Origin of the sequence: uncultured Methylobacterium sp., from assembly GCF_964244095.1 — a bacterium.
Lineage (GTDB): Bacteria > Pseudomonadota > Alphaproteobacteria > Rhizobiales > Beijerinckiaceae > Methylobacterium.
Genome location: NZ_CAXTHR010000014.1, coordinates 24516 through 46240 on the forward strand (window position 1 = coordinate 24516; position 21725 = coordinate 46240).

Consider the following 21725-nt stretch of genomic DNA (forward strand, 5'->3'; position numbering starts at 1 on the left):
ATATGAACCCGGCCATCGGAATTCTCGCATGATGATGGCCGGCGGTGCACGGTATCGCGCGCACCTGCCTACCGAATCCCGTCGGGGACTGGGCGCACGACGGCACGGTACGGGCATTCGCGTCGAGACCGCGCAGGGTTGCGATTGCCAAGGACCGGAGAGCGGCGATCCTGCGTTCAACCGTAGGGGTTGTCGAACGACGGGATGATGCCGTCGCCCGGTCAGGTCGATCAGACGCCGAGGATCGCCGCGCAGGACCTTGAAACGAGGCCGGCGGCGGATGGTGCCGGCCTGCGGGGCGCCACCCGCGCGGATGCCCGAGCCCGGGCCGGGCGTAAGAAGCCCCGCTCCATCGCCGACCTTGTCCCTGCCCCCCCGGCGTGCCGGTCGACGCTCAGATCCCGGAGGCGGGCTCGGCCTGTTCCGCGTCCGGGACGCTGCGGCGGCCGGGACGACGGTCGAGAAGCGCGCGTCCGAGCGCCCGGAGCGGGGCGACGAGGCGGCGGGCGTCCTCGGCGCGCTCCATGAAACGCTCACCCTTGCGGATCTCCTTGTCGAGCCGCGCCATGGTCCTGGCCAGCGCCGGGTCGTCGTCGTCCAGCCAGGTCTCGACGACGCGCGCGAAGGCGATCACCACGCCCTGGAGCTTGAGCCGGCCGAGCGGCCCCTCGGTGTCGATGCCGGCCGCCGCCAGCATGTAGCGGTGCGAATTGAGCGCGAGGCCGTTCAGCGCGAGCATCGAGAGCGGGTCGCCGCGCAGGGCATACGCGATCCGGCGCAGCGCCGGCTTGTAGGGCGTCATCGCGTCGAGGCGGCGCATCAGCACGTCGAACAGGCGCTCGCGCGTCGGCTCCTCGGCGAGGTCGGAGCCGTCCGCCTCCAGCACCGTGCGGTCGATGGTCCGCGACAGGCCGCCGAGCACCGCGCCCTTCGAGGGGAAAAGCTCCCGGAGTTCGGCGAGGCTCAAGCCGGCTTCGCGGGCGATGTCGCCGACCTCGATGTCGTTCCACGGCTGCTCGGCGGCAAGCCGCATCAGCGCCTCGATCGCGGCCTCGCGCGGCGGCCTCGTCGGAGCGGCGGTCTCGGGGCCGGGCGGAACAGCCGCCTTGCGGCCCCTGCGCGGCGAGCCTGCGGTCTCGATCATGCGGTCTCTCCTCGTCCGTCGTCTCAAGGCGACCGCCCCGTCGGGAGCGGGCGGCCCGAAGCCTTGTCCGGCCCCCGTCCCGATCCAGCGCGGGCTCGGTGGCGATATGCAGGCCGCCCTTATGTAGGTACGGACCCGTCGGCTGGCAGTGCCTTCGCGCGGGCTTGCCGCAGCAGGCCGCTCACCGATGCCCGAGAACCCGTCCGCGCTTATCCCGCCCTTCCGCAAAGCCGCTCATCCAGATGACCGCGTCGTGAAGGCCGGAGGGACCATGCGAAGCCTTCCGGCGATGCTCGCCCTCGCAATCATCCTCGGCTCCGCGGCACGCGCCGAGGAGCCGTCGGCGAGCGTCCGCGAACGCGCGCCGACCGCATCGCCTTCACCGCGCCCGACGTCTATCTCAGGCGCTTCGTCGAGGCGATAAAGACCGAGGGCTTCGCCGCGGCCTCGCTGCGCGCGAACGTGCAGGCGGCGACGGTGGCGCCGGCAGAGTGAGGAGGGACAAAGACTCCTTGCCGATGAATACCACGACGCTGCCCCGCGTACGGCATGCGGCGCCATGCGCAAATCAGGACTTTTGCATAAGACCGAGAGGCCAATTTCTCAAAGGTCCATCTTATCAAAAGATACTTTCATTTAAGTATGCTGATCTTGCTAGGCTGATAGCATGACCGTGTACGGCTATGATCTTGTGGAGACTGACGGCCAGACCCTCGACGCCCAACTGGAGGGGCTGCAGGCTGCCGGGTGTGAAAAAGTGTTCCGTGACACGGTGGGCGGTGCGCGCGCTGACCGTCAGCAGCTTGCCCGCCTCCTAGAGCGCACTCCGACGAAGTGGATGCCGGTTCGTCGCAGGCAAGCACGTCAAAACAAGGACCTGGAGCCGTGCCCGACCTAAAGTGATCGGACACGGCTCTAGCGGTGGTCGGGCGACGCCGCATGGGCTGTCGCGCAGGCCGAGGCGTTCGTGGCACAGGTGCGGGAGACGTTCGGGCAGCCGAAGGGCCTTCCGCCGCCAGCAAGCTTAACGAGCTCTTAAAACCGATTCTGCGTCGCGCGAAGGCAACCCATACCCTTTGATCGGAAATACCGCCGCCGAGAACTCCATCCCCTACTCCGCCGCCACCCGCGGCGGGGCCGGATAGATCCGCCCGTCGTTCGCCGCATAACCGGGCTGAGCGGTCGCTTCGTCGTCCGGGTCGTCGCGCTCGCCGACGAAGCGGGAGAAGACGCGGGTGATCAGGCGCGAGAGGTCGTCCATCAGCACGAAGATCGCCGGCACGAACACCAGCGACAGCCCGGTGGAGACGATGAGGCCGCCGATCACCGCGATCGCCATCGGCGCGCGGAACTCGCCGCCGATGCCGAGCGCCATCGCCGAGGGCACCATGCCGGCGGCCATGGCGATCGTCGTCATCACGATCGGCCGCGCGCGTTTGCGGCCGGCATCAATGATCGCGGTGGCGCGGTCGACGCCGCGGGCCATCTCCTCGACGGCGAAGTCGACGAGCATGATCGCGTTCTTGGTCACCACCCCCATCAGCATCAGGATTCCGATCACCACCGGCATCGAGATCGGCTTGTGGAACACGAGCAGGCCGAGGATCGCGCCGCCGATCGAGAGCGGCAGCGAGAACAGGATGGTCATCGGCTGCAGGAACGAGCCGAACAGCAGGATGAGCACCCCGAACACCATCATCAGCCCGGCGCCCATGGCGAGCGCGAAGCCGGAGAACACCTCGCCCATCACCTCGGCATCGCCCGTCTGGCTGATGGTCACGCCCGGCGGCAGGCTGGTGGCCGTCGGCAGCTTCATCACCTGATCGATGAGCGAGCCGAGCGCGTCCGAGCCCTGCATGTCGCCCTCCAGCGCCACGCGGACCGCCCGGTCGTAGCGGTCGATCGCCGTCGGGCCCTGGCCGAGCGAGATGTCGGCCACCGTCGAGAGCGGCACGGCGGTACCGCCCTTCACCGGGACCTTGAGGGTCTCCAACTGGCTCAGGTTCCCGCGCAAGATCTCGGGAAGTTGCACCCGGATCGGCACCTGTCGGTCGGCTGCGTTGAACTTGGCCAAGTTCGCGCCGATGTCGCCGATCGTGCCAACGCGCACCGTCTCGGCGATGAGGTCGGTCGAGACGCCGAGGTCGGCCGCGACCCCGGCCTTCGGGCGGATGCGGATCTCGGTGCGGTCGAGCGGCGCCGTCGAGATGACGTTGACGAGGTGAGGGACGCCTGCCGCCTCGCGCTGGAGGCGCTGCGACACGTCGGCGACCACCGCCTTGTCCGGCCCCGAGAGGATCAGCGCGAGGTCGCGCTGGCCGCCCTCGCGCAGCGCCCAGAAGCGGATGTCGGGCACATCGCGCAAGATCGCGCCGACTGCGACGTCGACCTCCTTCTGCGTGCGGTGACGGGTGTTCTTCGGCGTCAGGTTGATGGTGAGGCTGGCAAGCCTGACCTCCTTCTTGCCCGGCAACTGCCGGCCGCCGTCGACGAAGACGCTGCGGACTTCCGGCAGGCCGCGGATCTTCTCCACCAGCCCGTCGGTGACGCGGGCAGTCTCGGCGAGCTTGGCGCCCGGCGGCAGCTCGACCACGAACAGGGTGCGGGCCGCGTCCTCGGCCGGGAGGAAGCCCGCCGGCAGGAGGCCGGTGGACATGATCGAGGCGGCAAAGCAGGCAAGGCCCGCCACCAGCGTCACGAACTTGTGCCGCACCGACCACGCCACGAGGTGGGTGTAGGCGCGCATCACCACGCCCTCGCGGGTGTGGTCGGGCCCGTGGTCGCGCAGGAAGTAGGCGGCGAGCAGCGGCGTGATCAGGCGCGCGACCAGCAGCGACATGAACACGGCGGCCGCGATCGTCAGGCCGAACTGCTTGAAGTACTGCCCGGCGATGCCGCCCATGAACGAGACGGGGGCGAAGATCGCGATGATCGTCGCGGTGATCGCGATGACCGCGAGCCCGATCTCGTCGGCCGCCTCCAGCGCCGCGCGGTAGGGCGTCTTGCCCATCCGCATGTGGCGGACGATGTTCTCGATCTCGACGATGGCGTCATCGACGAGGATGCCGGTCACCAGCGTGATCGCAAGCAGGCTCACGGCGTTCAGCGAGAAGCCGAGCGTGCTCATCACCCAGAAGGTCGGCAGCACCGAGAGCGGCAGCGCGACGGCCGCGATCAGCGTCGCCCGCCAGTCCCGCAGGAACAGCAGCACGACGATCACCGCGAGCGCCGAGCCTTCGAGCAGCCCCAGCATCGCCGAGTGGTAGTTGCCCACCGTGTTGGTGACGGAGGTGTCGATCAGGTCGAAGCGCACCTCCGGATTGGCCGCGTGCAGCACCGCGATTCTCTGCGCGACGCCGACTGAGACTTCCGCGTCGCTCGCGCCGGAGGAGCGCGAGATCGCGAAGGCGACCACCGGCTCGCCGTTGAAGCGGGCGAAGGTGCGCGGCTCCTCGGCGGTGTCGGTGAGCGTCGCGAGTTCGTCGAGCCGCACCTTGCGGTTGCCGGGCACCACGATCGTGGTCGCGCCGAGCGTGTCGAGGGTGGCCGAGGCCGCGAGCGTGCGGATCGACTGCTCCTGGCCGCCGACCTCGCCGCGCCCGCCGGCCATGTCGGCCGAAGTCAGGCGGAGCTGGCGGTTCACGTCGGCCGCGGTGATGCCGAGCGCCAGCAGCCGGTCGGGCTTCAGGGTGACGCGGACCTCGCGGGCGACGCCGCCGAGCCGCTCGACGCCGCCGACGCCCTTCACGCCCTGGATCCCGCGGGCGACGACGTCGTCGACGAACCACGACAGGTCCTCGGGCGTCATCGCGGGCGCCGAGGCGCCGTAGACCATGATCGGCAGGCCGGCGATCTCGACGCGGTTGATGATCGGCTCGTCGATGGTCCGCGGCAGGTTGAGGCGGATCTTCGAGACCGCGTCCTTGACGTCGTTGACCGCGCGATCGCTGTTCACTTCGAGCCGGAACTCGATGGTGGTGACCGACGACCCCTCGGTGATGGTCGAGAGGATGTGCTTGACGCCCTTCACGCCGGCCACCGAATCCTCGACCCACTTGGTGACCTGGGTCTGGAGCTCGGACGGCGCGGCGCCGGATTGCGTGATCGTCACGGAGACGATCGGGATGTCGATGTTGGGGAACCGGGTGATCGGCAGGCTGCGGAAGCTGACGAGCCCGAGCAGCATCAGCACGAGGAACAGCACGATCGAGGGCAGCGGCCGGCGGATCGCCCAGGCGGAGACGTTCAGGCGCATCTGTTTCGGCCCTCTATCGTGCCGTCGCGTCGGCCAGCGGCGTCGCCGCCTTGGGCGGCACGGCCCGCACACGGTCGCCGTCGCGCAGGAAGCTGCCGGCGCGGGCGACGACCGTCTCGCCGGCCGACAACCCGCTGCGCACTTCGGAAAACCCATCCGCCGAGAGGCCGGTCACGACCTTGCGCGCCTCGACGCGCCCGTCCCGCACCGCCAGCACGCCGGCGCTTCCGTCGGCGGAGAACAGCAGGCTCGAGACCGGGACCGACACGCCGGTCCGCCGCGCCACCTCGACGCTGCCGCGGCCGAAGGCGCCGATGCGCAGAGCCGGATCGTCGCCGAGCGCGATGCGGACCTTGCCGAGCCGCGTCGTCCGGTCGACCTCCGGGTAGACGCGGCGGACCTTGCCGGCGAGTTCGCGCCCGTCGTCGAGGTCGAGGCGTGCCGGATCGCCGACCTTGATGCGGGGCAGCCAGCCCTCGGGCACCTCGCCTTCCAGCTCGATCTCGCCGCGGGCGATCAGGCGGAACAGCGGCTCGCCGACGCCGCTCGCCATGCCGCCGACGCGGGCGGTGCGGCGGTTGACGATGCCGGCCTCGGGGGCGCGGATCGCGGCGCGGGCGCGCCGCAGGGCGATCTCGGCGCCGGCCGCCTTCGCCGTGGCAAGATCCGCCTCGGATGCCTGGAGCCCGCCGCGGGCGGCGGCGAGCTTGCCGTCGGCACTCTGCGCCGCGGAGACGCGCTGCTCCAGGATGGCGGCGGTGGCGTTCCCGGTCTTGATCAGGGCCTGCGCCCGCTCCAGCGACAGCCGCGCCTCGGTCTGGGCCGCCTCCGACTGCACGATCTGGCTCCGCGCCTGGACGATGGCCGCCTCCGCGCGGGCCAGAGCCGCGACGTTCGAGGCCTCCTGCGTCGCGATCATCTCGGTGGAGAGTTCTGCGAGCACCTGGCCCGCGGCGACGCGGTCGCCTTCCTCGGCCAGCAACGCGGTAATGCGAAAACCCTCGATCTCGGGTGAGACGAGGATCTCGTCGCGCGGCACCAGGGTGCCGGTGATCACCGCACGCTCGACGATCTCGCGGGTCTCGGCCGGCACGACGGTGATCGCGGGCGCGATCGCCTGCGGTTCCGGAACCGCGGCGGTCTCGACCGCCTGCGCAGGCGGCGCGACCGCGGACAGGAGGGTCGCGAGGCCGGCGACGCGCAGGGCGGCAACGATAGGAAAGATCACGGTCACGTCTCGCTCGCCGGCGTCGGAACGCCCGGCATCCCGTGTCGCCGTGCAGCCCGGCGATTTCATGGCCGCGCCTCAAGGCAGCGCGTCCCGGCGCCAGCCGTCCGCCGGCCCGACCCTACACCGGGGAAGGGCCGGCCGTCGTCCGCAATCGGATGCAGGATGGCCGCAGGCGCGAGGAGCAAAGCTTCAGCACGCGATATTGGCAACCGGCGCGCGTCGAGCACGTTAAAATGCTATTCACCAAGCTGCGGGCGTCCGATGAGCATCTTCCAGGTCCGTCAGAAGAAGAACGGCGCGGTCCTCTGGACCGGCTCGGCCGACGACGAGCAGACCGCCCTCGACGCGATGGCGCGCGAGGCCGGCTACCGCGACTTCTCGGCGCTGCCGGATGCGGTGCGGGGCGACGGGCTCGAGGCCGCCAAGCTCGACCTGATCTCCTGAGCGTCCGCCGCCCGGACCTAGCGGACCTCGCGGGGGTCAGCCCATGGCCAGCGCCTTGAGATCGAAGCGCGGATCGGCCGCCTCTGCGGCGGTCAAAGCCCGCCCGGCGCCGAGGAGCCGCCGGGCGATCATGTGGTCGCCGCCGCGGTTGACCGATTCCACCGCGGTCAGACGGTCGCCGCGGAACCGGAACACCGAGAAGGCATCGCCGGAACCGCGGAGCACGCCCGCATCGGACGGCGCCGCGAGACCCGCGATCTGAAGCTTGTGGCGGCCCTGGTCGCTCCAGAACCAGGGCAATGCGGCATAAGCCGCCGGTCGTCCGCCGAGTCGCGCGGCGAGGCAGCGGCCCTGGTCGATCGCGTTCTGCACCGATTCGATCCGGATGGTGCCGTCGTGTCCGAGGCCGAACGGGCTCGGGTAGCGGGCACAATCGCCGATCGCCGAGATCGCCGGGTCGATGGTCGTGAGGAACGCATCGACGCGGATGCCGTCGGCGACGGCGAGTCCGGCCTCGGCCGCGATCTCCTGATTGGGCAGCACGCCGATCCCGACCACGACCAGATCGGCCGGCACGGACCGGCCGTCCGACAGGCGAACCGCGGCAACCCGTCCCGCCTCGCCCTCGATCGCCAGGATCGCGGCATCGAAGGCGAAGCGGACGCCGATCCCTTCGTGGGCGCCGCGGAAGAACGCGCCGGTCTCGGCGGAGACCGCCCGCGCCATCGGCCGGCCGGCGGCCTCGATGACCGTGACGTCGAGGCCGCGGGCGGCGGCGACCGCCGCGAATTCGAGCCCGATGAAGCCGGCGCCGACCACCACGATGCGGCGGGCGTCGCCGAGCGCGGCGCGGAGCGCATCCGCATCCGTCAGCCCGCGCAGTTGCCGCACGCCTCGGAGGTCGGCGCCCGGAACCGGCAGCGGGCGGTTGCGTGCGCCGGTGGCGAGCACGAGGTGGTCGTAGGCGAGCCCATCGCCGTCGCCGAGCCGCAGCGTCCGGGCCGCCCGGTCGATCGCGGCGGCCCACACGCCCGCCCGAAGCGCGATGCGGTGCTCTGCGAAGAACGCAGCCGGGCGCAGGTCGAGCCCTTCGGCATCGGTCCTGCCGGCGAGGTACGCCTTCGACAGCGGCGGCCGCTGGTAGGGCAGTCCCGGCTCGTCGCCGACGAGCGTCACGGGATCGGAAAACCCCGCCTCGCGCAGCGACGCGGCGACCTGGAAGCCCGCCTGGCCCGCGCCGACGACGACGACGCCCGCCGCGCTCACGATACGGCACCCATTGAAGCCGGGGCGAGCGCGGCGAAACCCGGCAGGTCGACCCCCGGCAACCAGCGCGCGCCGTCGCGCATCAGGTAGTCCCAGAAGGCCGCGGCCGCGGGGCCCAGCACCTTGTCGGCCCGGCGGACCGCGTACCAGTCGCGCCGGATCGGCAGGCCCTGGACGTCGAGCAGCACGAGGCGGCCGCTCTCGACCTCCGCGGCCACCGTGTGGGCCGAGAGCAGCGCGATGCCGAGGCCCGCCATCACCGCCTGCTTGATCGTCTCGTTCGAGCCGGAATCGATGCCGAGCTTCGCCCGCCTGATGATGATGCCGCTCATGAACTCCTCGAACACCGTGCGGGTGCCCGAGCCGTCCTCGCGCACGAGGAACGCCTCCTCGGCGATGTCGGCCCGGGCCAGCCCGCGGCGGCGGCTCAGCGGATGGCCGGGGTCGGCGATCAGCACCAGCGGATGCGGCCCGAAGATCTCGGCCTCGATCGCGAAGTCGCGCGGGGGGCGCCCCATGATCGCGAAGTCGATCTCGTAGTTGCGCAGGGCCTCGACGGTGTTGCCGCGGTTGCGCACCGAGAGGTTGATCTCGACGCCGGGATGGCGCTCGACGAAGCCAGCGATCACCCGCGGCGCGAAGTACTTGGCGGTGGAGACCACGCCGATCGTCACCCGCCCGCCGGCGCCGCCCTTCAGGGTCCGGAGGCGGTCGGCGCAGGTTTCCAGCACGGTGTTGATGCCGTCGATCGCCCACAGCATCTCGCGGCCGGCGTCCGTCGGCTTCAGGCCGGTGGGCGTGCGGTCGAATAGCAGCAGGCCCGCCTCCTCCTCCAACTGGCGGATGCGGGCGTAGAGGGCCGCCGAGGTGACGTTGAGCTCCTGCGCGGCCCGCGTCATGGTGCCGAGCCGGGCCACCGCGGCGACTGCCTGGAGCTGCTTGAGGGACAGGTTGCGCATCGGGCGTTTCTAGTTTTTTTGTAGGCCGCCGCAAGATGTCTTAGATTTGTTGAGCGCGCCGCGACGGTCCCTGGTGATCGCGGCACGCCGGGCGGTATCATGGCGGTGGCGCGGCGCGTAGAGCATGCGGCGCGGGCCGGGTCTCGAACGCCGGTGCGGCGGGATGTCCGGCGGGCAGAGTTCCAGCGGGAAGGGTCGGGCGGATGGCGACAGGATCAGCGGCACTCGGATCTCGGCTCGACGCCTGCCTCGCCGAGGCCGTCGCGGGCGAGCCGGGGCTCGGGGACACCGCCGCCGTGATCGCCGCGATCGCCGAGGCCGCCATCGACATCGGCGACGTGATCGGCCGCGGCGCGCTCGGCGGGGATCTGGCGGCCACGGGCGAGCACAACAGCGACGGCGACGTGCAGAAGGCGCTCGACGTGATCGCCCACGAGCGCGTCACCGCGGCGCTGCGGGGGGCGCCGGTGGCCGAGGTCGCCTCCGAGGAGGCCGAGGGCGTGATGCACCTGAACGCCGGGGCGCCGCTCGCCGTCGCGATCGACCCGCTCGACGGCTCGTCGAACATCGGCGTCAACATGGCCGTCGGCACGATCTTCGGCATCCGCCCGACGGTCGTCGTGGAGGGCGACCCGATCGCCTCGTTCACCACCCCCGGCACCGCGCAGGTCGCCGCCGGCTTCGTCACCTACGGGCCGGCGACCGCCCTGGTGCTGACGCTGGGCCGCGGCACGCAGGTCTACGTCCTCGACCGCGCAGAGCGCGCCTTCCGGCTGACGCACGCCGCGCTCGACGTGCCGGTCGCGGCCAAGGAATACGCGATCAACGCCTCGAACGCCCGGCACTGGGACGGGCCGATCAAGGCGTTCATCGAGGATTGCCTGCGCGGCGCCGAGGGGCCGCGCGACAAGGACTTCAACATGCGCTGGCTCGGCTCGCTGGTGGCCGACGCGCAGCGCGTGCTGATGCGCGGCGGCGTGTTCCTGTATCCCGGCGACGGGCGGAAGGGCTACGCGCAGGGGCGCCTGCGCCTGCTCTACGAGGCCGCGCCGGTCGCCATGCTGGTGGAGCAGGCCGGCGGCGGCGCCACCGACGGCGAGCGCCGCATCCTCGACATCGCGGCAACCGGCATCCACGAGCGCGTCCCGCTGGTGTTCGGCTCGGTCGAGGAGGTCGCCTGCGTCGCCAAGTACTACGACGGGCGCAACCACGCCGCCGGGCGCTCGCCGCTGTTCGGCCAGCGCGGGCTGATGCGCTCGTGACCGCAGCCGTCGCCGCGTAACCGCATGTCGGCCCGCCACCCGATCATCTCCGTCACCGGCTCCTCGGGCGCCGGCACGACCTCGGTGCGCAACACCTTCGAGCAGATCTTCCGGCGCGAGGACGTGTCGGCGGTCTACATCGAGGGCGACGGCTTCCACGCCTTCGACCGCGAGACCATGCACGCGATGATGGCCGCCGAGCCAACGCTGTCGCACTTCGCCCCCCGCGCCAACCTGCTGCCGGAGTTGGAGGAGGTGTTCCGCCGCTACGGCGAATCCGGTGAGGGCCGCACCCGGCACTACGCCCACGATGCCGAGGACGCCGCGCGCTATCGCATCCGCCAGGGCGGTTTCTCGGATTGGGAGGCGTTCGAGCCCGGCTCGGACCTGCTGTTCTACGAGGGCCTGCACGGCTGCGTCGTCGACCAGAGCGTCGATCTCGCGCGCTACCCCGACCTCAAGATCGGCGTGGTGCCGGTCATCAACCTCGAATGGATTCAGAAGCTGCACCGGGACCGCTCGTTCCGCGGCTACTCGACGGACGCCGTCACCGACGTGATCCTGCGCCGGATGCCGGACTACGTGCAGACGATCTGCCCGCAATTCTCGTGGACGGACATCAACTTCCAGCGGGTGCCCACCGTCGACACCTCGAACCCGTTCATCGCCCGCTGGATTCCGACGGCCGATGAATCGATGGTGGTGATCCGCTTCAAGGACCCGAAGGGCATCGACTTCTCGTACCTGCGCTCGATGCTGGAGGGCAGCTTCATGAGCCGGGCCAACTCCATCGTCATCCCCGGCGGCAAGCTCGATCTGGCGATGCAGCTCATCCTCACGCCGATCATCATGCAACTGGTCGAGCGCAAGCGGCGGCTGGCCTGAGCGGACACGTCGTGGCGGACGGACGTCCGGCTGGTCAGGGCCGTCGTCCGGACGCATCATCAGCCCCGCGCGAGCGCGCATCGTCGCCTCCCGTCCCGGAACGCCCCGCATGACCAAGGCCATCATCGCCCCCTCGATCCTGTCCGCCGACTTTTCGCGATTGGGCGAAGAGACGCGCAGCCTCGTCGCGGCCGGCGCCGACTGGATTCACCTCGACGTGATGGACGGGCATTTCGTGCCCAATATCACCTTCGGCCCGCCGGTCGTGAAGGCCCTGCGACCGCACGCGAAAACCTTCTTCGACGTCCACCTGATGATCGCGCCGGCCGACCCCTACCTCGCCGCCTTCGCCGAGGCCGGCGCCGACGGCATCACCGTCCATGTCGAGGCCGGCCCGCACATCCACCGCTCGCTCCAGGCCATCAAGGGCTTGGGCAAGCGCGCGGGCGTCGCGATCAACCCCGGCACCCCGGCCGCGGCCATCGAACCGCTGCTCGACATCGCCGAACTCGTCCTGGTGATGACCGTGAACCCGGGCTTCGGCGGCCAGAGCTTCCTGGCGAGCGCCCTGGAGACCGTGGCGCGGGTCAGGGCGATGGCGGCCGGACGCGCCATCGACATCCAGGTCGACGGCGGCATCGATCCCGGGACGGCCGCTCGCGCCGCCGCGGCCGGCGCCAACGTGTTCGTGGCCGGCAACGCCGTGTTCAAGGACGGTCCGGCGCACTACGCGGCGCGGATCGCCGCGGTCCGCGCCGGGGCCGAGGCGGCGACCGGCGGCGACGCGTTTTCATGCTGAAGGCGCTGATCTTCGACGTCGACGGCACGCTCGCCGAGACCGAGGACCTGCACCGGCAGGCGTTCAACCGCGCCTTCGCCATGCTCGGCCTGCCCTGGACCTGGGATGCGGGACTCTACGCCGACCTGCTCGCGGTGATGGGCGGCAAGGAACGGCTCGCCCACTACATCGCGACCCGCCACGCCGACGCCGCCCCCTTGCGCGCCCGGATAGCGGAGATCCACGACCTCAAGACCCACATCTACGGCAGACTCGTCGCGGACGGGGCGCTGGCGCTCCGGCCCGGCATCGCGCGGCTCGTCGCGGAAGCGCGCTCCACGGGCGTCCTGCTCGCGGTCGCCACGACGACGAGCCGGCCCAACGTGGACAGCCTGATCGCCGTCAACTTCCCCGCCGGCGACCGGCCGTTCGACGTCATCGCCTCGGGCGACGAGGCGGCGCGCAAGAAGCCGGCGCCGGACATCTTCGATCTGGCGGTGCGGCGCCTCGGGATCGCTGCGTCGGAGGCGATCGCTTTCGAGGATTCCGCCGCCGGCATCCGCTCGGCGCTGGATGCCGGCCTGCCGGTGCTCGCCACCCGCAGCCGCTACACCGGGAGCCACCGGCTCGACGGCGCGTTCTCCGCGGTGTCCGACCTCGGGGAGCCGGGCCGGCCGCATCGGCATATACGCGGCGCGACCTGGCCGGACGGCGTCGTGACGCTGGCGGCGCTGAAGGATTGGCACGCGACCGCCTGACCCGTCAGCGCGGCCGGCGGGCCGGCCGGTGCCGTGCCGCGTCGCGCCCCTGCGCCTCGGTCGCAAACAGCGTCGCCCCGGCGACCAGCCCGAGGGCGGCGGCGAGGCCGAGCGTCAGCCATGTCCGATCGGTCGCCGTCATGCCGCCGGCGGCGCGCCGGTGGAAGCCGCTCCGCGCACCGGGATCGGTATCGACCTGCCTGCGCATCCAGTCCTCGTCGGTGCTGCGATCGACCATGCTGCGTGAACGCCCGGCGCGCCCGATCCTTCCACGCCGGTGCGATCATCCTCGGGCGGGCCATCCGCGTTGCCTCGCCCAGCCCCGCGAGCGTATAAACGCCGGCATTCCCCGCCCGGCGGCGTCGAGGGCGACCGCTCTCCGCCGCCAACGACAAGAAGCGCGCGACGCCATGGCCGGCCATTCCCAGTTCAAGAACATCATGCACCGCAAGGGTCGGGTGGACGCCGTCCGCTCGAAGCTGTTCGGCAAGCTCGCCCGCGAGATCACGGTGGCGGCCAAGCTCGGCGTCCCGGACCCGGCGATGAACGCGCGTCTGCGCGCCGCGATCCTGGCGGCACGCGCCGAGAACGTGCCGAAGGACAACATCGAGCGGGCGATCAGGAAGGCGTCCGGCGCCGACAGCGAGAGCTACGAAGAGATCCGCTACGAGGGCTACGGCCCGGGCGGGGCTGCGCTGATCGTCGAGGCGCAGACCGACAACCGCAACCGCACGGCCAGCGACGTGCGCTCGGCCTTCACCAAGTCCGGCGGGAGCCTCGCCGAGACCGGCGCCGTTGCCTTCCTGTTCGATCGCGTGGGCGTCGTCGGCTTCTCCGCTTCGGTGGCCGATGCCGACGCGATGCTGGAGGCGGCGATCGAGGCCGGCGCCGACGACGTGCGCTCGGACGAGGCCGGCCACGCGGTGTTCTGCGCGCAGGATGCGCTCAGCGAGGTCGCCAGGGCGCTGGAGGCCCGCTTCGGCGAGCCGACCCGCACCGGCCTCGTCTGGAAGCCCCAGAACACGCTCGACGTCGACGACGAGACCGGCGAGAAGCTGGTCCGCCTCGTCGAGGTGATCGAGGACCAGGACGACGTGCAGAACGTCTACGTCAACTTCGCGCTCTCCGACGCGCTGGTGGCCAAGCTCGAGGCGTGAGCGCGGGCGGTCCTCAGCGTGAGGCTGCCGACCCGCTGCGATCGCACCGATACGGGGCGACGCCGGCCGCCGGGTCCTGCACCACGTGGCCGCCCGAGGCCTCGCAGCGCACCCGGAAGGAATCGTGCGGTCCCCAGAAGCTCCAGATCGTGATCATCGGCAGCACCATCATCAGGCACACGCTGCCGATCACCACGGTGGCTGCCCACTCGTTCCCGCGCAGCGGTTTGGGCGGCTCCGGCCGCATCGGCGGCAGCGGCGCCAGGAAGGCCAGGGTCGGCAAGAGCGACGCGGTCGGCAAAAGCCACGCGGTCGGCACGAGCCACTCGATGGTCATCCGCCAGCCCCCATGCGTGATCGGCCCGGACCGGTTCGGCTGGCCCTCGCACGAAGGATAGACCAATCGGGCCCGCTTCGGAAACCGGTCCCGCGCCGGTTTGGCGAAAGCCTTCGTTCACGCTATGTGCCGAGGGTCGAGCGGATGCGGTCCCCGCGCCGTTCCGATCAGGTCCCGTCCATGACCCCCATCCGCGTCCTCGGCATCGATCCGGGCCTGCGCCGCACCGGCTGGGGCGTGGTGACGGTGACGGGGGCCAAGCTGACGTATGTCGATTGCGGCGTCGTCGCCTCGGACGGCGACCTGGCGCTCGCCCTGCGGCTGCGCGAACTGCACGCGGGCATCACGCGGATCGTCCGGGATTTCGCGCCCGACGAGGTCGCGGTGGAGGAGACCTTCGTCAACAAGGACGCGCAGGCGACGCTGAAGCTCGGCCACGCGCGGGCGATCGCCCTGCTGGTGCCGGCGCTGGCCGGCGTGCCGGTGTTCGAATACGCGGCCAACCTCGTCAAGAAATCGGTCTGCGGCTCGGGCCACGCGGAGAAGGCCCAGATCCAGGCGATGGTGCGGTTCCTGCTGCCGAAGGCGGAGTTCAGGCTCGCGGACGCGGCCGACGCGCTCGCCATCGCCATCACCCACGTCAACCATCGCGGCGCGCATGCGCTGAAGCGCGCCAACCCGCCGCCGGACGCCGCCGGCCCCGGCGCCGCGCGGATCGCGGCGGCGCTGGCCAAGCTCGGCTGACGCAGGGACACGGGGGCCGGCATGATCGGGAAGCTCAAGGGCGTGGTCGATTCCTACGGCGAGGATTTCGTGATCCTCGACGTCCAGGGCGTCGGCTACGTGGTGCATTGCTCGGCGCGCACACTCCAGCGGCTGCCGAAGCCGGGCGAGGCCGCGACCCTCGCGATCGAGACCTATGTCCGCGAGGACATGATCCGGCTCTACGGCTTCCGCTCGGATGCCGAGCGCGAGTGGTTCCGCCTGCTCCAGACGGTGCAGGGCGTGGGCGCCCGCGTCGCGCTCGGCGTGCTCTCCGTGCTGGAGCCGCCCCAGCTCGCCTCCGCGATCGCCCTCGGCGACAGGGGCGCCGTCGCCCGCGCGCCCGGCGTCGGGCCGCGGCTCGCAGCCCGGCTCGTGGCCGAGCTGAAGGACAAGGCGCCGGCCTTCGCGCCGATCGATCCGGCGCTGATCGCGCTCTCCGGCGCGGTCGAGGACCGCACCGCGCCGCAGCCGGTGGCGGATGCGATCTCGGCCCTGGTCAACCTCGGCTACGCCCAGCTCCAGGCCTCGGCGGCCATCGCGACCGCCCTGAAGGGCGCCGGCGAAGGCGCCGAGACGAAGGTGCTGATCCGGCTCGGGCTGAGGGAGCTGGCGCGGTAGGGTCGATCAAGGGACCCGTCCGCGCGCGGCCGTCGCGACGGCGCCTTGACCCGCGGGACGCGGGATGGCATCTCACGTGGTGGACCAACACCTTGAAAACATGCGGTTTTCAAGAATTCTAAACTGGAACGCCGGCCGATGGGCGGCCCCGCGCGCCGGGGCCGCCGCGGGATACGGGTGCCGCGTCAGCAGGTTTTTGGATCGCATGATCGTCTGTTCCTGCAACGTCCTGTCGGACGGCGCCGTGCGCGGATGCCTCGGGCCCGGTCCCGGCTGCCCGCGCACGCCGGCCCAGGTCCATGCCTGCCTCGGCTGCAGCCCGCAATGCGGGCGCTGCGCGCGCACCATCCGCACGATCATGCGGGACGCGCTCGCCGCCGCGGCGATCGAGGCCGGCCACGACGCCCATGCCTGCGGGACGGGTTGCGCAACCGGCTGCGGTTTGGGAAAGGTCCAGGCTGCGGAGGAGGGGATCGCCGCCTGAGGCGTGGCCCGGTGCGTTCCCCCGCCATCCAAGGGGGAGTACGGGTTCCATGAAGGGCGACATCAAGGTCATCGCGTACCTCAACCGCGGCCTGCGCAGCGAGTTGACCGCGGTGAGCCAGTACTGGCTCCATTTCCGCATGCTCAACGATTGGGGCTACATCGACCTCGCCAAGTTCTGGCGCAAGGAGTCGATCGAGGAGATGAACCACGCGGACCGGTTCGTCGACCGCATCCTGTTCCTCGACGGCTTCCCCAACCTTCAGGAACTCGACCCGCTGCGGATCGGCCAGACCGTCGAGGAGATCATCGCCTGCGATCTGGCCGCGGAGGTCGAGGCGCGCGCGCTCTACCTGGAGGCGGCCAAGTACTGCGATTCGATCAACGACCGGGTCTCGAAGCGCCTGTTCGAGGACCTCGCCGAGGACGAGGAGGGCCATATCGACTTCCTCGAGACGCAGCAGACGCTGATCGCGCAGATCGGCCTGCCGCTCTACGCCCAGCGCCACATCGGCGGCCTGGAGCCGGTCGCGCCCGAAGCCGAGTGATTGCCGGTTCGGTGGGAGCGACGTCCCCTGCCCCGCGGCCCCGCCAAGCGGGCCGCCCAGCCGGTCAATACAGCCGCGTGCGGTAGCCTTCCTCCATCGCGCGCTCGGCGTCGGCCACGCTGACCGTGCCGCTCTGCTCGGCGAGGATGCGGCCGAGGCTCGGGAAGCGCGCGCGCTCCACCCGGGATTCCGGGGCCCACAGCCTGGAGCGGATCAGCGCCTTGGCACAGTGGAAGAACACCTCGTCCACCGACACGCGCAGGCCCGTCGTCGGCACCTTGCCCTGGGCGGCCAGCGGTTCGAGCAGGTCGGCGCCGGTCACGAGCCGCGCGCGCCCGTTCACCCGCAGGGTCTCGTCGATGCCCGGCACGAGGAAGATCAGGCCGATGCCCGGATTGGCCAGCACGTTGCCGAAGCTGTCGACGCGGTTGTTGCCGCGCCGGTCCGGGATCAGCAGCGTCGCCGCGTCGAGCACCCGGACGAAGCCCGGCGCGTCGCCGCGCGGGCTCGCATCGGCCCGGCCCTCGCCGTCCATCGAGGCGAGCACGAGGAAGGGCGAGAGCGCGATGAAGTCGCGGGCGAAGCGATCGAGCCGGCGCATCACCTTGCGCTCGGCGAGCGGCAGCACGGGGCCGACATGCACCCGCAGCGCCTCGGGCGCGTCGATGGTCCCGGCAGCGTCGGCGTCGTGGTCCGGCGCCTCGCTCATGAAACGAAATCGGGGTCGGTGCGCGCGAGCATCCGCTTGAACGCGTCCCACTCGTGGTCGGGTGCGCCCTCGACCGCGACGCGCTCGTAGCCGGCCGCGTACTGGCCCGCGGTCCTCGCGGCCACCGCGGCCGAGGGCCGGATCACGGGCGCGCCCGCGGCCTGGACCGCGAGCTGCGCGCGGCAGGAGCGTTCCAGGTTGTGCATCAGCTTGAACGCCTCGCCGACCGAGCGGCCGCAGGTGAGCAGGCCGTGGTTGCGCAGCACCATCACGGACTTGTCGCCGATGTCGGCGACCAGCCGCCGACGCTCGTCGAGGTCGAGCGCGATGCCCTCGTAGTCGTGGTAGGCGATGCGGCCGGCGAACTGCATCGACCACTGGTTCAGCGGCAGCAGCCCCTCCGCCTGGCAGGAGACCGCGACGCCGGCGACCGTGTGGGTGTGCAGCACGCAGATCGCGTCGTGGCGCGCGGCGTGGATCGCGCTGTGGATCGTGAAGCCCGCCGGGTTGATGCCGAGCCCGAGCGGATCGTCGGTCACCCGTCCGTCGATGTCGACGGTGACGAGGTTTGCCGGCGTCACCTCCTCGAAGCGCAGGCCGTAGGGGTTGATCAGGAAGCGGTGCTCGGCCCCCGGCAGCCGCGCCGAGATGTGCGTGTAGATGCTGTCGTCGAGGCCGAGCCGGTGGATCAGCCGGTAGGCGGCGGCGAGGTCGACGCGCATCGCGTCGGCGGCGGGGTGCTCGGACCCTTGCGGCCGGAGCCGGACCGGATTGCTCATGGGCGTCGCCTCGCGAGATCGTGGTGCCTCCGCGGAACCTGCACCGCTGCCCCGGGCCGCGCAACCCATAAGGGTAGAGGGCCGGCGGAGCCTCGGCGTCCTGCCGGGCCACCCGCGCCGATCAGGGCCGGGCGGCGTCGAAGGCGTCGAGGACGGCGACGAGGTTGTGCGGCAGCGCCTCGCACAGGTAGCCGCCCTCCTGCACGATCGCGGTCGGCAGGCCGGCGCGGGCGATGGCGGTGGCCGCCGCCGCGAAGCCGCCGCGCGTGACCGCGAGCGCACCGATCGGGTCGTCCTCGGACGCATCGAGGCCCAGCGCCACCACGAGGCCGCGGGGGCGGTGCGCCAGGACCGCCGAGAGGCCGGCCCTGATCGCGTCGAGCCAGGGCTCGTCACCCGATCCGGGCGGCAGCACGAGGTTTGCGTTGAAGCCGGCACCCGCCCCCGAGCCGGTCTCGTCCGGATAGCCGGCGTAATACGGGAAGTAGTCCGACGGGTCGGCGTGGACCGAGACCGTCAGCACGTCGGCGCGCTCGTAGAAGATGCCCTGCGTGCCGTTGCCGTGATGCACGTCGATGTCGAGGATCGCGATCCGGCCGCCGGCGGTTCGGCGCATCCGCTCGGCGGCGACGGCGCTGTTGTTGAGGAAGCAGAACCCGCCGGCCGATCCGGCATAGGCGTGGTGCCCGGGGGGCCGCGACAGGGCGTAGGCATGCCCGTGGGCCAGCGCGGCGTCGGCGGCCGCGACCGCGGCCTGCGCCGAACCGCGGACCGCGGCCCAGGTGCCGGCGCGGATCGGCGTCGAGGTGTCGGCGGTGTGGAACCCGACGAGCCCGAGCAGGCCGGTCGGCCGCCTCCGCATCTGCGGCCGGGCGAAGATGCCGGCCAGCACTTCGTCGCCAGTGCCCGGCATCTCGGCGCGTCGATCCCAGGCCCGCCGGAGAAAGTCGATGTAGCCGGGCTCGTGGACGGCGAGGATCGGGTCGAGGCCGTGGTCGGGCGCGTCGATCAGCGCGTGGCCGGCGCCGGCCGCGGCATCCCGCAGCACCCGGTAGCGGATCGCCTGTTCCGGATGCGCGACGAGGGCGCCGCGCCGGAAATAACGCTCAGGATCGTGCCGGACGGCGTCGGCGTGATGGAAGATGCGCATCGGCCCTCGCCCGGATGATCCGGCCTGATAGGCGGATGCGGGCTTCGGCTTCAAGGAACGCGCCGTTGACGCGGACCGGGCCCTCCGTCCGCGTCGGCCGGCTCGAACCCGACCCGACCGGATCTCGCGCGGGAAGACGCGGCGGCGCGGGCGCAGCCTAAGCAGGCATTCGTGGGTCGCCCCACGAATGCCTGCTTCGATCTCTTTGGTGCCGCATCATTTTTTTCGCGCGAACCGGCGGCCACTTCGCGCAATGATGCTTAGCCGGCGGAGTGACGCGCGGTCGCCCGGCAGGCCGGGAGCGGGCCCCCGGCGCCGTGCGGGGAAGGCTCTGCCGCGGCGAGTTCCGTGCGGCTGCGGCCGTTGTGCTTGGCGCGGTACAGGGCGAGGTCGGCCCGGCGCATCAGGCCATCGAAATCGCCCGCCCCCGGGGTGCTGAGCGCGACGCCGATGCTGACGCTCACCCGCAGGCGCGGCAGGGTGGGGAGGCGCAGCGCGGCGAAGGCGCGGCCGAGCCGCGCGGCCTCCGCCCGCGCCGCCTCCGGGGTCCGGTCCGGGATCAGGCAGGCGAATTCCTCCCCGCCGAGCCGGCCGAAGACCGCGCCGTCCGGCAGCAGCGCCCGCACGATGACGCAGAACCCGATGAGCACGCCGTCGCCGACGGCGTGGCCGAAGCTGTCGTTGATGCCCTTGAAATGGTCGAGGTCGAACAAGAGCAGGGCGCTGGGCACGGGACGCGCCAGCATCGCCTCGGCGCCGACGACGAAGGCGCGACGGTTGGCGATGCCGGTGAGCGGGTCGGACGAGGCGGCGAGCCGCTGCGCGCGTTCGGCCCGCTCCTTGGTCAGCGCCATGAAGGTGAAGGCGATCGCGATCGTGAACAGCATCGCGGCAAAGCACAGGATCGCGACCCAGGGCGACTGGAGCGGTTCAAGATCGTGCGGGGAGGGCGCGGCGATCACGGCGGGAATCCGCACCGCGTAGCAGACGGCGTAGGCCGAGAGCAGGACGACCGCCGGGTAGCGCGAGACGAGGCGCTCGCCGCGCCCGCGCCAGATCTCGAACGCGCCGCCCGCGCAGAACGCGGCGGCGATGGAGGAGGCCAGCACGACGCGCGCGTCGATCGAGGCGTAGAAAGCGGGCACCGTGCAGGCGGCCGCGTACACGGCGCCGCCCCCGAGCGCGACGGGCAGGCGCAGGCCGCGCCCCTCGAAGGCGCGCACGCCGCTCCAGATCAGGCCGTAGGCGGCGATCAGCACCGCGTTGGCCAAGACGATGGAGATCCGGTCGGGTATCGTCCCGCGAAGGGCCAGGCCGCCGGAGGCGAGCGCGCCGAGGAGATGGGCGACTCCCCAGATCGCGAGCGCGCGGGTGGTGCGCGCCTGAACCCACGACAGCAGGAACAGCACGCCGACGAGGAAGGTGAGGACGAAGTTCACGAGCAGCAGGGTCGAGATGTCGAGACGCATGGACCGCTTGCCACCTCCCTCCGACGCGACCCGACATCGGCGGGCTCCGACCTTGCGGGCACACCGGAACCTCAGCCGATCACGCGGATCGCCATGGTTCCCGGTCCTCGTCGCGACGCGCTTCCCGACGAACGGGTCTCAACGTCGTCGGAAAGGCCCCAGATGCCCGGTAGACTTCCCTCTAGATTGCAACGAAGGACTGAAGGTTGCCTTACCATGGCACGAAGCCAAGGGTTTCAGCATCGCTCCTGCGGCTGCATCTTTTATACATTTGCGGAAGTATGCATCCGCATGGACAGACGGCCGCGATGCCGGCGGCCCACCGTCGTTTCCGTGGCTCCGTGCCGCTTCCGGCCTCACGCGTCGGGGCGCCTGGTGCCCGGCTGCGGCTCCAGCGGCGTGATGCGCAGGGTGGTGATCCGGTTCTTGGCCTTGCGCAGGACCTGGAAGCGGAAACCGTGGAAGTTGAAGGCGGTGCCCTGGTCGGGGATCGCGCGGGCCTCGTGGATGACGAGGCCGGCGATGGTGGTCGCCTCCTCGTCGGGCAGGTTCCAGTCCATCGCGCGGTTGAGGTCGCGGATCGGCACGCCGCCGTCGGCGTTGACCGAGCCGTCGCCCTGCGGGCGCACGCCGGAGACCGTCACGTCGTGCTCGTCGGCGATGTCGCCGACGATCTCCTCCAGGATGTCCTCCAGGGTCACGAGGCCCATCACCTCGCCGTACTCGTC

General features: G+C 71.4%; 23 protein-coding genes. 11 read left to right on the top strand and 12 right to left on the bottom strand.

Annotated features, from left to right (window positions below):
• Window positions 1-394: 394 nt before the first annotated feature.
• Window positions 395-1141 carry a TetR/AcrR family transcriptional regulator gene (locus tag ACFE86_RS04090; RefSeq protein WP_375454070.1) on the bottom strand — a complete coding sequence of 249 codons (747 nt, stop codon included), beginning with the start codon at window positions 1139-1141 and terminating at the stop codon, window positions 395-397.
• A gap of 670 nt (window positions 1142-1811) precedes the next feature.
• Here ACFE86_RS04090 and ACFE86_RS04095 point away from each other — a divergent pair.
• Entirely contained in the window at window positions 1812-2042 is a 231-nt protein-coding gene (locus tag ACFE86_RS04095; protein ID WP_375454049.1) for a recombinase family protein, read from the top strand.
• 213 nt (window positions 2043-2255) lie between these two features.
• Here ACFE86_RS04095 and ACFE86_RS04100 read toward each other — a convergent pair whose 3' ends face one another.
• Complete coding sequence (locus ACFE86_RS04100) at window positions 2256-5399, bottom strand: efflux RND transporter permease subunit (RefSeq protein ID WP_375454050.1); 3144 nt, start codon at window positions 5397-5399, stop codon at window positions 2256-2258.
• 13 nt (window positions 5400-5412) lie between these two features.
• Window positions 5413-6624: an efflux RND transporter periplasmic adaptor subunit gene (locus ACFE86_RS04105; protein WP_375454071.1), complete on the bottom strand. Its 1212-nt coding sequence runs from the start codon at window positions 6622-6624 to the stop codon at window positions 5413-5415.
• A gap of 267 nt (window positions 6625-6891) precedes the next feature.
• On the opposite strand from ACFE86_RS04105, the gene ACFE86_RS04110 reads away from it, so the two are divergent.
• Window positions 6892-7074, top strand: a complete 183-nt coding sequence (locus ACFE86_RS04110; RefSeq protein ID WP_375454051.1) for a hypothetical protein — start codon at window positions 6892-6894, stop codon at window positions 7072-7074.
• Between the two features lie 36 nt (window positions 7075-7110).
• Here the strand turns inward: ACFE86_RS04110 and ACFE86_RS04115 are convergent, their stop codons facing one another.
• Both ACFE86_RS04115 and ACFE86_RS04120 read right to left on the bottom strand, forming a co-directional pair.
• Window positions 7111-8340, bottom strand: a complete 1230-nt coding sequence (locus ACFE86_RS04115; protein ID WP_375454052.1) for an NAD(P)/FAD-dependent oxidoreductase — start codon at window positions 8338-8340, stop codon at window positions 7111-7113.
• Window positions 8337-9299 (bottom strand): LysR family transcriptional regulator, encoded by a 963-nt coding sequence (locus tag ACFE86_RS04120; RefSeq protein WP_375454053.1) that lies wholly within the window; start codon window positions 9297-9299, stop codon window positions 8337-8339. Before ACFE86_RS04120 ends, ACFE86_RS04115 begins: the two co-directional genes overlap by 4 nt.
• Before the next feature lie 203 nt (window positions 9300-9502).
• Between ACFE86_RS04120 and ACFE86_RS04125 the strand changes: the two genes are divergently transcribed.
• The 4 genes from ACFE86_RS04125 to ACFE86_RS04140 all read left to right on the top strand — a co-directional run bounded on the left by ACFE86_RS04125 (window position 9503) and on the right by ACFE86_RS04140 (window position 12982).
• Window positions 9503-10561 carry a class 1 fructose-bisphosphatase gene (locus ACFE86_RS04125; protein WP_375454054.1) on the top strand — a complete coding sequence of 353 codons (1059 nt, stop codon included), beginning with the start codon at window positions 9503-9505 and terminating at the stop codon, window positions 10559-10561.
• Between the two features lie 24 nt (window positions 10562-10585).
• Window positions 10586-11446, top strand: coding sequence for a phosphoribulokinase (locus tag ACFE86_RS04130; protein WP_375454055.1), 861 nt, complete (start codon window positions 10586-10588; stop codon window positions 11444-11446).
• A gap of 109 nt (window positions 11447-11555) precedes the next feature.
• Window positions 11556-12245 carry a ribulose-phosphate 3-epimerase gene (rpe, locus tag ACFE86_RS04135; protein WP_375454056.1) on the top strand — a complete coding sequence of 230 codons (690 nt, stop codon included), beginning with the start codon at window positions 11556-11558 and terminating at the stop codon, window positions 12243-12245.
• The gene (locus tag ACFE86_RS04140; RefSeq protein WP_375454057.1) at window positions 12239-12982 is read left to right on the top strand and encodes an HAD-IA family hydrolase; all 744 of its coding nucleotides are present in this window, start codon (window positions 12239-12241) and stop codon (window positions 12980-12982) included. Before rpe ends, ACFE86_RS04140 begins: the two co-directional genes overlap by 7 nt.
• A 4-nt stretch (window positions 12983-12986) precedes the next feature.
• Here the strand turns inward: ACFE86_RS04140 and ACFE86_RS04145 are convergent, their stop codons facing one another.
• The gene (locus tag ACFE86_RS04145; RefSeq protein ID WP_375454058.1) at window positions 12987-13220 is read right to left on the bottom strand and encodes a hypothetical protein; all 234 of its coding nucleotides are present in this window, start codon (window positions 13218-13220) and stop codon (window positions 12987-12989) included.
• A gap of 172 nt (window positions 13221-13392) precedes the next feature.
• Here ACFE86_RS04145 and ACFE86_RS04150 point away from each other — a divergent pair, with 172 nt between their 5' ends.
• Window positions 13393-14139 carry a YebC/PmpR family DNA-binding transcriptional regulator gene (locus ACFE86_RS04150; protein WP_375454059.1) on the top strand — a complete coding sequence of 249 codons (747 nt, stop codon included), beginning with the start codon at window positions 13393-13395 and terminating at the stop codon, window positions 14137-14139.
• A 13-nt stretch (window positions 14140-14152) separates the two neighbouring features.
• On the opposite strand, the gene ACFE86_RS04155 is transcribed toward ACFE86_RS04150, so the two are convergent.
• On the bottom strand, window positions 14153-14476 hold the full coding sequence (locus ACFE86_RS04155; RefSeq protein WP_375454060.1) for a hypothetical protein: 324 nt from the start codon (window positions 14474-14476) through the stop codon (window positions 14153-14155).
• Window positions 14477-14656: 180 nt separating this feature from the next.
• On the opposite strand from ACFE86_RS04155, the gene ruvC reads away from it, so the two are divergent.
• From ruvC to bfr, 4 genes are all read left to right on the top strand, one after another.
• Window positions 14657-15220: a crossover junction endodeoxyribonuclease RuvC gene (gene ruvC, locus ACFE86_RS04160; protein ID WP_375454061.1), complete on the top strand. Its 564-nt coding sequence runs from the start codon at window positions 14657-14659 to the stop codon at window positions 15218-15220.
• A gap of 21 nt (window positions 15221-15241) precedes the next feature.
• Window positions 15242-15859 (top strand): Holliday junction branch migration protein RuvA, encoded by a 618-nt coding sequence (gene ruvA, locus ACFE86_RS04165; RefSeq protein WP_375454062.1) that lies wholly within the window; start codon window positions 15242-15244, stop codon window positions 15857-15859.
• 205 nt (window positions 15860-16064) lie between these two features.
• Window positions 16065-16343, top strand: coding sequence for a bacterioferritin-associated ferredoxin (locus tag ACFE86_RS04170; protein ID WP_375454063.1), 279 nt, complete (start codon window positions 16065-16067; stop codon window positions 16341-16343).
• A gap of 49 nt (window positions 16344-16392) precedes the next feature.
• A complete protein-coding gene (gene bfr / locus ACFE86_RS04175) occupies window positions 16393-16890 on the top strand; it encodes a bacterioferritin (protein WP_375454064.1) in 498 nt (165 codons plus the stop codon).
• A gap of 64 nt (window positions 16891-16954) precedes the next feature.
• On the opposite strand, the gene ACFE86_RS04180 is transcribed toward bfr, so the two are convergent.
• The 5 genes from ACFE86_RS04180 to ACFE86_RS04200 all read right to left on the bottom strand — a co-directional run.
• Window positions 16955-17599: a pyridoxamine 5'-phosphate oxidase family protein gene (locus ACFE86_RS04180; RefSeq protein ID WP_375454065.1), complete on the bottom strand. Its 645-nt coding sequence runs from the start codon at window positions 17597-17599 to the stop codon at window positions 16955-16957.
• The gene (locus tag ACFE86_RS04185) at window positions 17596-18378 is read right to left on the bottom strand and encodes a class II aldolase/adducin family protein (RefSeq protein ID WP_375454066.1); all 783 of its coding nucleotides are present in this window, start codon (window positions 18376-18378) and stop codon (window positions 17596-17598) included. Before ACFE86_RS04185 ends, ACFE86_RS04180 begins: the two co-directional genes overlap by 4 nt.
• A gap of 121 nt (window positions 18379-18499) precedes the next feature.
• The gene (locus tag ACFE86_RS04190) at window positions 18500-19528 is read right to left on the bottom strand and encodes a histone deacetylase family protein (protein WP_375454067.1); all 1029 of its coding nucleotides are present in this window, start codon (window positions 19526-19528) and stop codon (window positions 18500-18502) included.
• A 260-nt stretch (window positions 19529-19788) separates the two neighbouring features.
• Window positions 19789-20997, bottom strand: a complete 1209-nt coding sequence (locus ACFE86_RS04195; RefSeq protein WP_375454068.1) for a diguanylate cyclase domain-containing protein — start codon at window positions 20995-20997, stop codon at window positions 19789-19791.
• Between the two features lie 356 nt (window positions 20998-21353).
• On the bottom strand, window positions 21354-21725 hold a 372-nt coding region (locus ACFE86_RS04200), incomplete at its 5' end, for a transporter associated domain-containing protein (protein ID WP_375454069.1).

What these genes read in the sequence shown, in the direction of transcription:
- ACFE86_RS04120 (WP_375454053.1), bottom strand. Translation starts at nt 9,299, where the DNA reads ATGCGCAACCTGTCCCTCAAGCAGCTCCAGGCAGTCGCCGCGGTGGCC.
- ACFE86_RS04130 (WP_375454055.1), top strand. Translation starts at nt 10,586, where the DNA reads ATGTCGGCCCGCCACCCGATCATCTCCGTCACCGGCTCCTCGGGCGCC.
- ACFE86_RS04095 (WP_375454049.1), top strand. Translation starts at nt 1,812, where the DNA reads ATGACCGTGTACGGCTATGATCTTGTGGAGACTGACGGCCAGACCCTC.
- ACFE86_RS04150 (WP_375454059.1), top strand. Translation starts at nt 13,393, where the DNA reads ATGGCCGGCCATTCCCAGTTCAAGAACATCATGCACCGCAAGGGTCGG.
- ACFE86_RS04125 (WP_375454054.1), top strand. Translation starts at nt 9,503, where the DNA reads ATGGCGACAGGATCAGCGGCACTCGGATCTCGGCTCGACGCCTGCCTC.
- ACFE86_RS04145 (WP_375454058.1), bottom strand. Translation starts at nt 13,220, where the DNA reads ATGGTCGATCGCAGCACCGACGAGGACTGGATGCGCAGGCAGGTCGAT.
- rpe (WP_375454056.1), top strand. Translation starts at nt 11,556, where the DNA reads ATGACCAAGGCCATCATCGCCCCCTCGATCCTGTCCGCCGACTTTTCG.
- ACFE86_RS04155 (WP_375454060.1), bottom strand. Translation starts at nt 14,476, where the DNA reads ATGACCATCGAGTGGCTCGTGCCGACCGCGTGGCTTTTGCCGACCGCG.
- bfr (WP_375454064.1), top strand. Translation starts at nt 16,393, where the DNA reads ATGAAGGGCGACATCAAGGTCATCGCGTACCTCAACCGCGGCCTGCGC.
- ACFE86_RS04170 (WP_375454063.1), top strand. Translation starts at nt 16,065, where the DNA reads ATGATCGTCTGTTCCTGCAACGTCCTGTCGGACGGCGCCGTGCGCGGA.
- ACFE86_RS04195 (WP_375454068.1), bottom strand. Translation starts at nt 20,997, where the DNA reads ATGCGTCTCGACATCTCGACCCTGCTGCTCGTGAACTTCGTCCTCACC.
- ACFE86_RS04140 (WP_375454057.1), top strand. Translation starts at nt 12,239, where the DNA reads ATGCTGAAGGCGCTGATCTTCGACGTCGACGGCACGCTCGCCGAGACC.
- ACFE86_RS04185 (WP_375454066.1), bottom strand. Translation starts at nt 18,378, where the DNA reads ATGAGCAATCCGGTCCGGCTCCGGCCGCAAGGGTCCGAGCACCCCGCC.
- ACFE86_RS04110 (WP_375454051.1), top strand. Translation starts at nt 6,892, where the DNA reads ATGAGCATCTTCCAGGTCCGTCAGAAGAAGAACGGCGCGGTCCTCTGG.
- ACFE86_RS04100 (WP_375454050.1), bottom strand. Translation starts at nt 5,399, where the DNA reads ATGCGCCTGAACGTCTCCGCCTGGGCGATCCGCCGGCCGCTGCCCTCG.
- ACFE86_RS04180 (WP_375454065.1), bottom strand. Translation starts at nt 17,599, where the DNA reads ATGAGCGAGGCGCCGGACCACGACGCCGACGCTGCCGGGACCATCGAC.
- ruvA (WP_375454062.1), top strand. Translation starts at nt 15,242, where the DNA reads ATGATCGGGAAGCTCAAGGGCGTGGTCGATTCCTACGGCGAGGATTTC.
- ACFE86_RS04190 (WP_375454067.1), bottom strand. Translation starts at nt 19,528, where the DNA reads ATGCGCATCTTCCATCACGCCGACGCCGTCCGGCACGATCCTGAGCGT.
- ruvC (WP_375454061.1), top strand. Translation starts at nt 14,657, where the DNA reads ATGACCCCCATCCGCGTCCTCGGCATCGATCCGGGCCTGCGCCGCACC.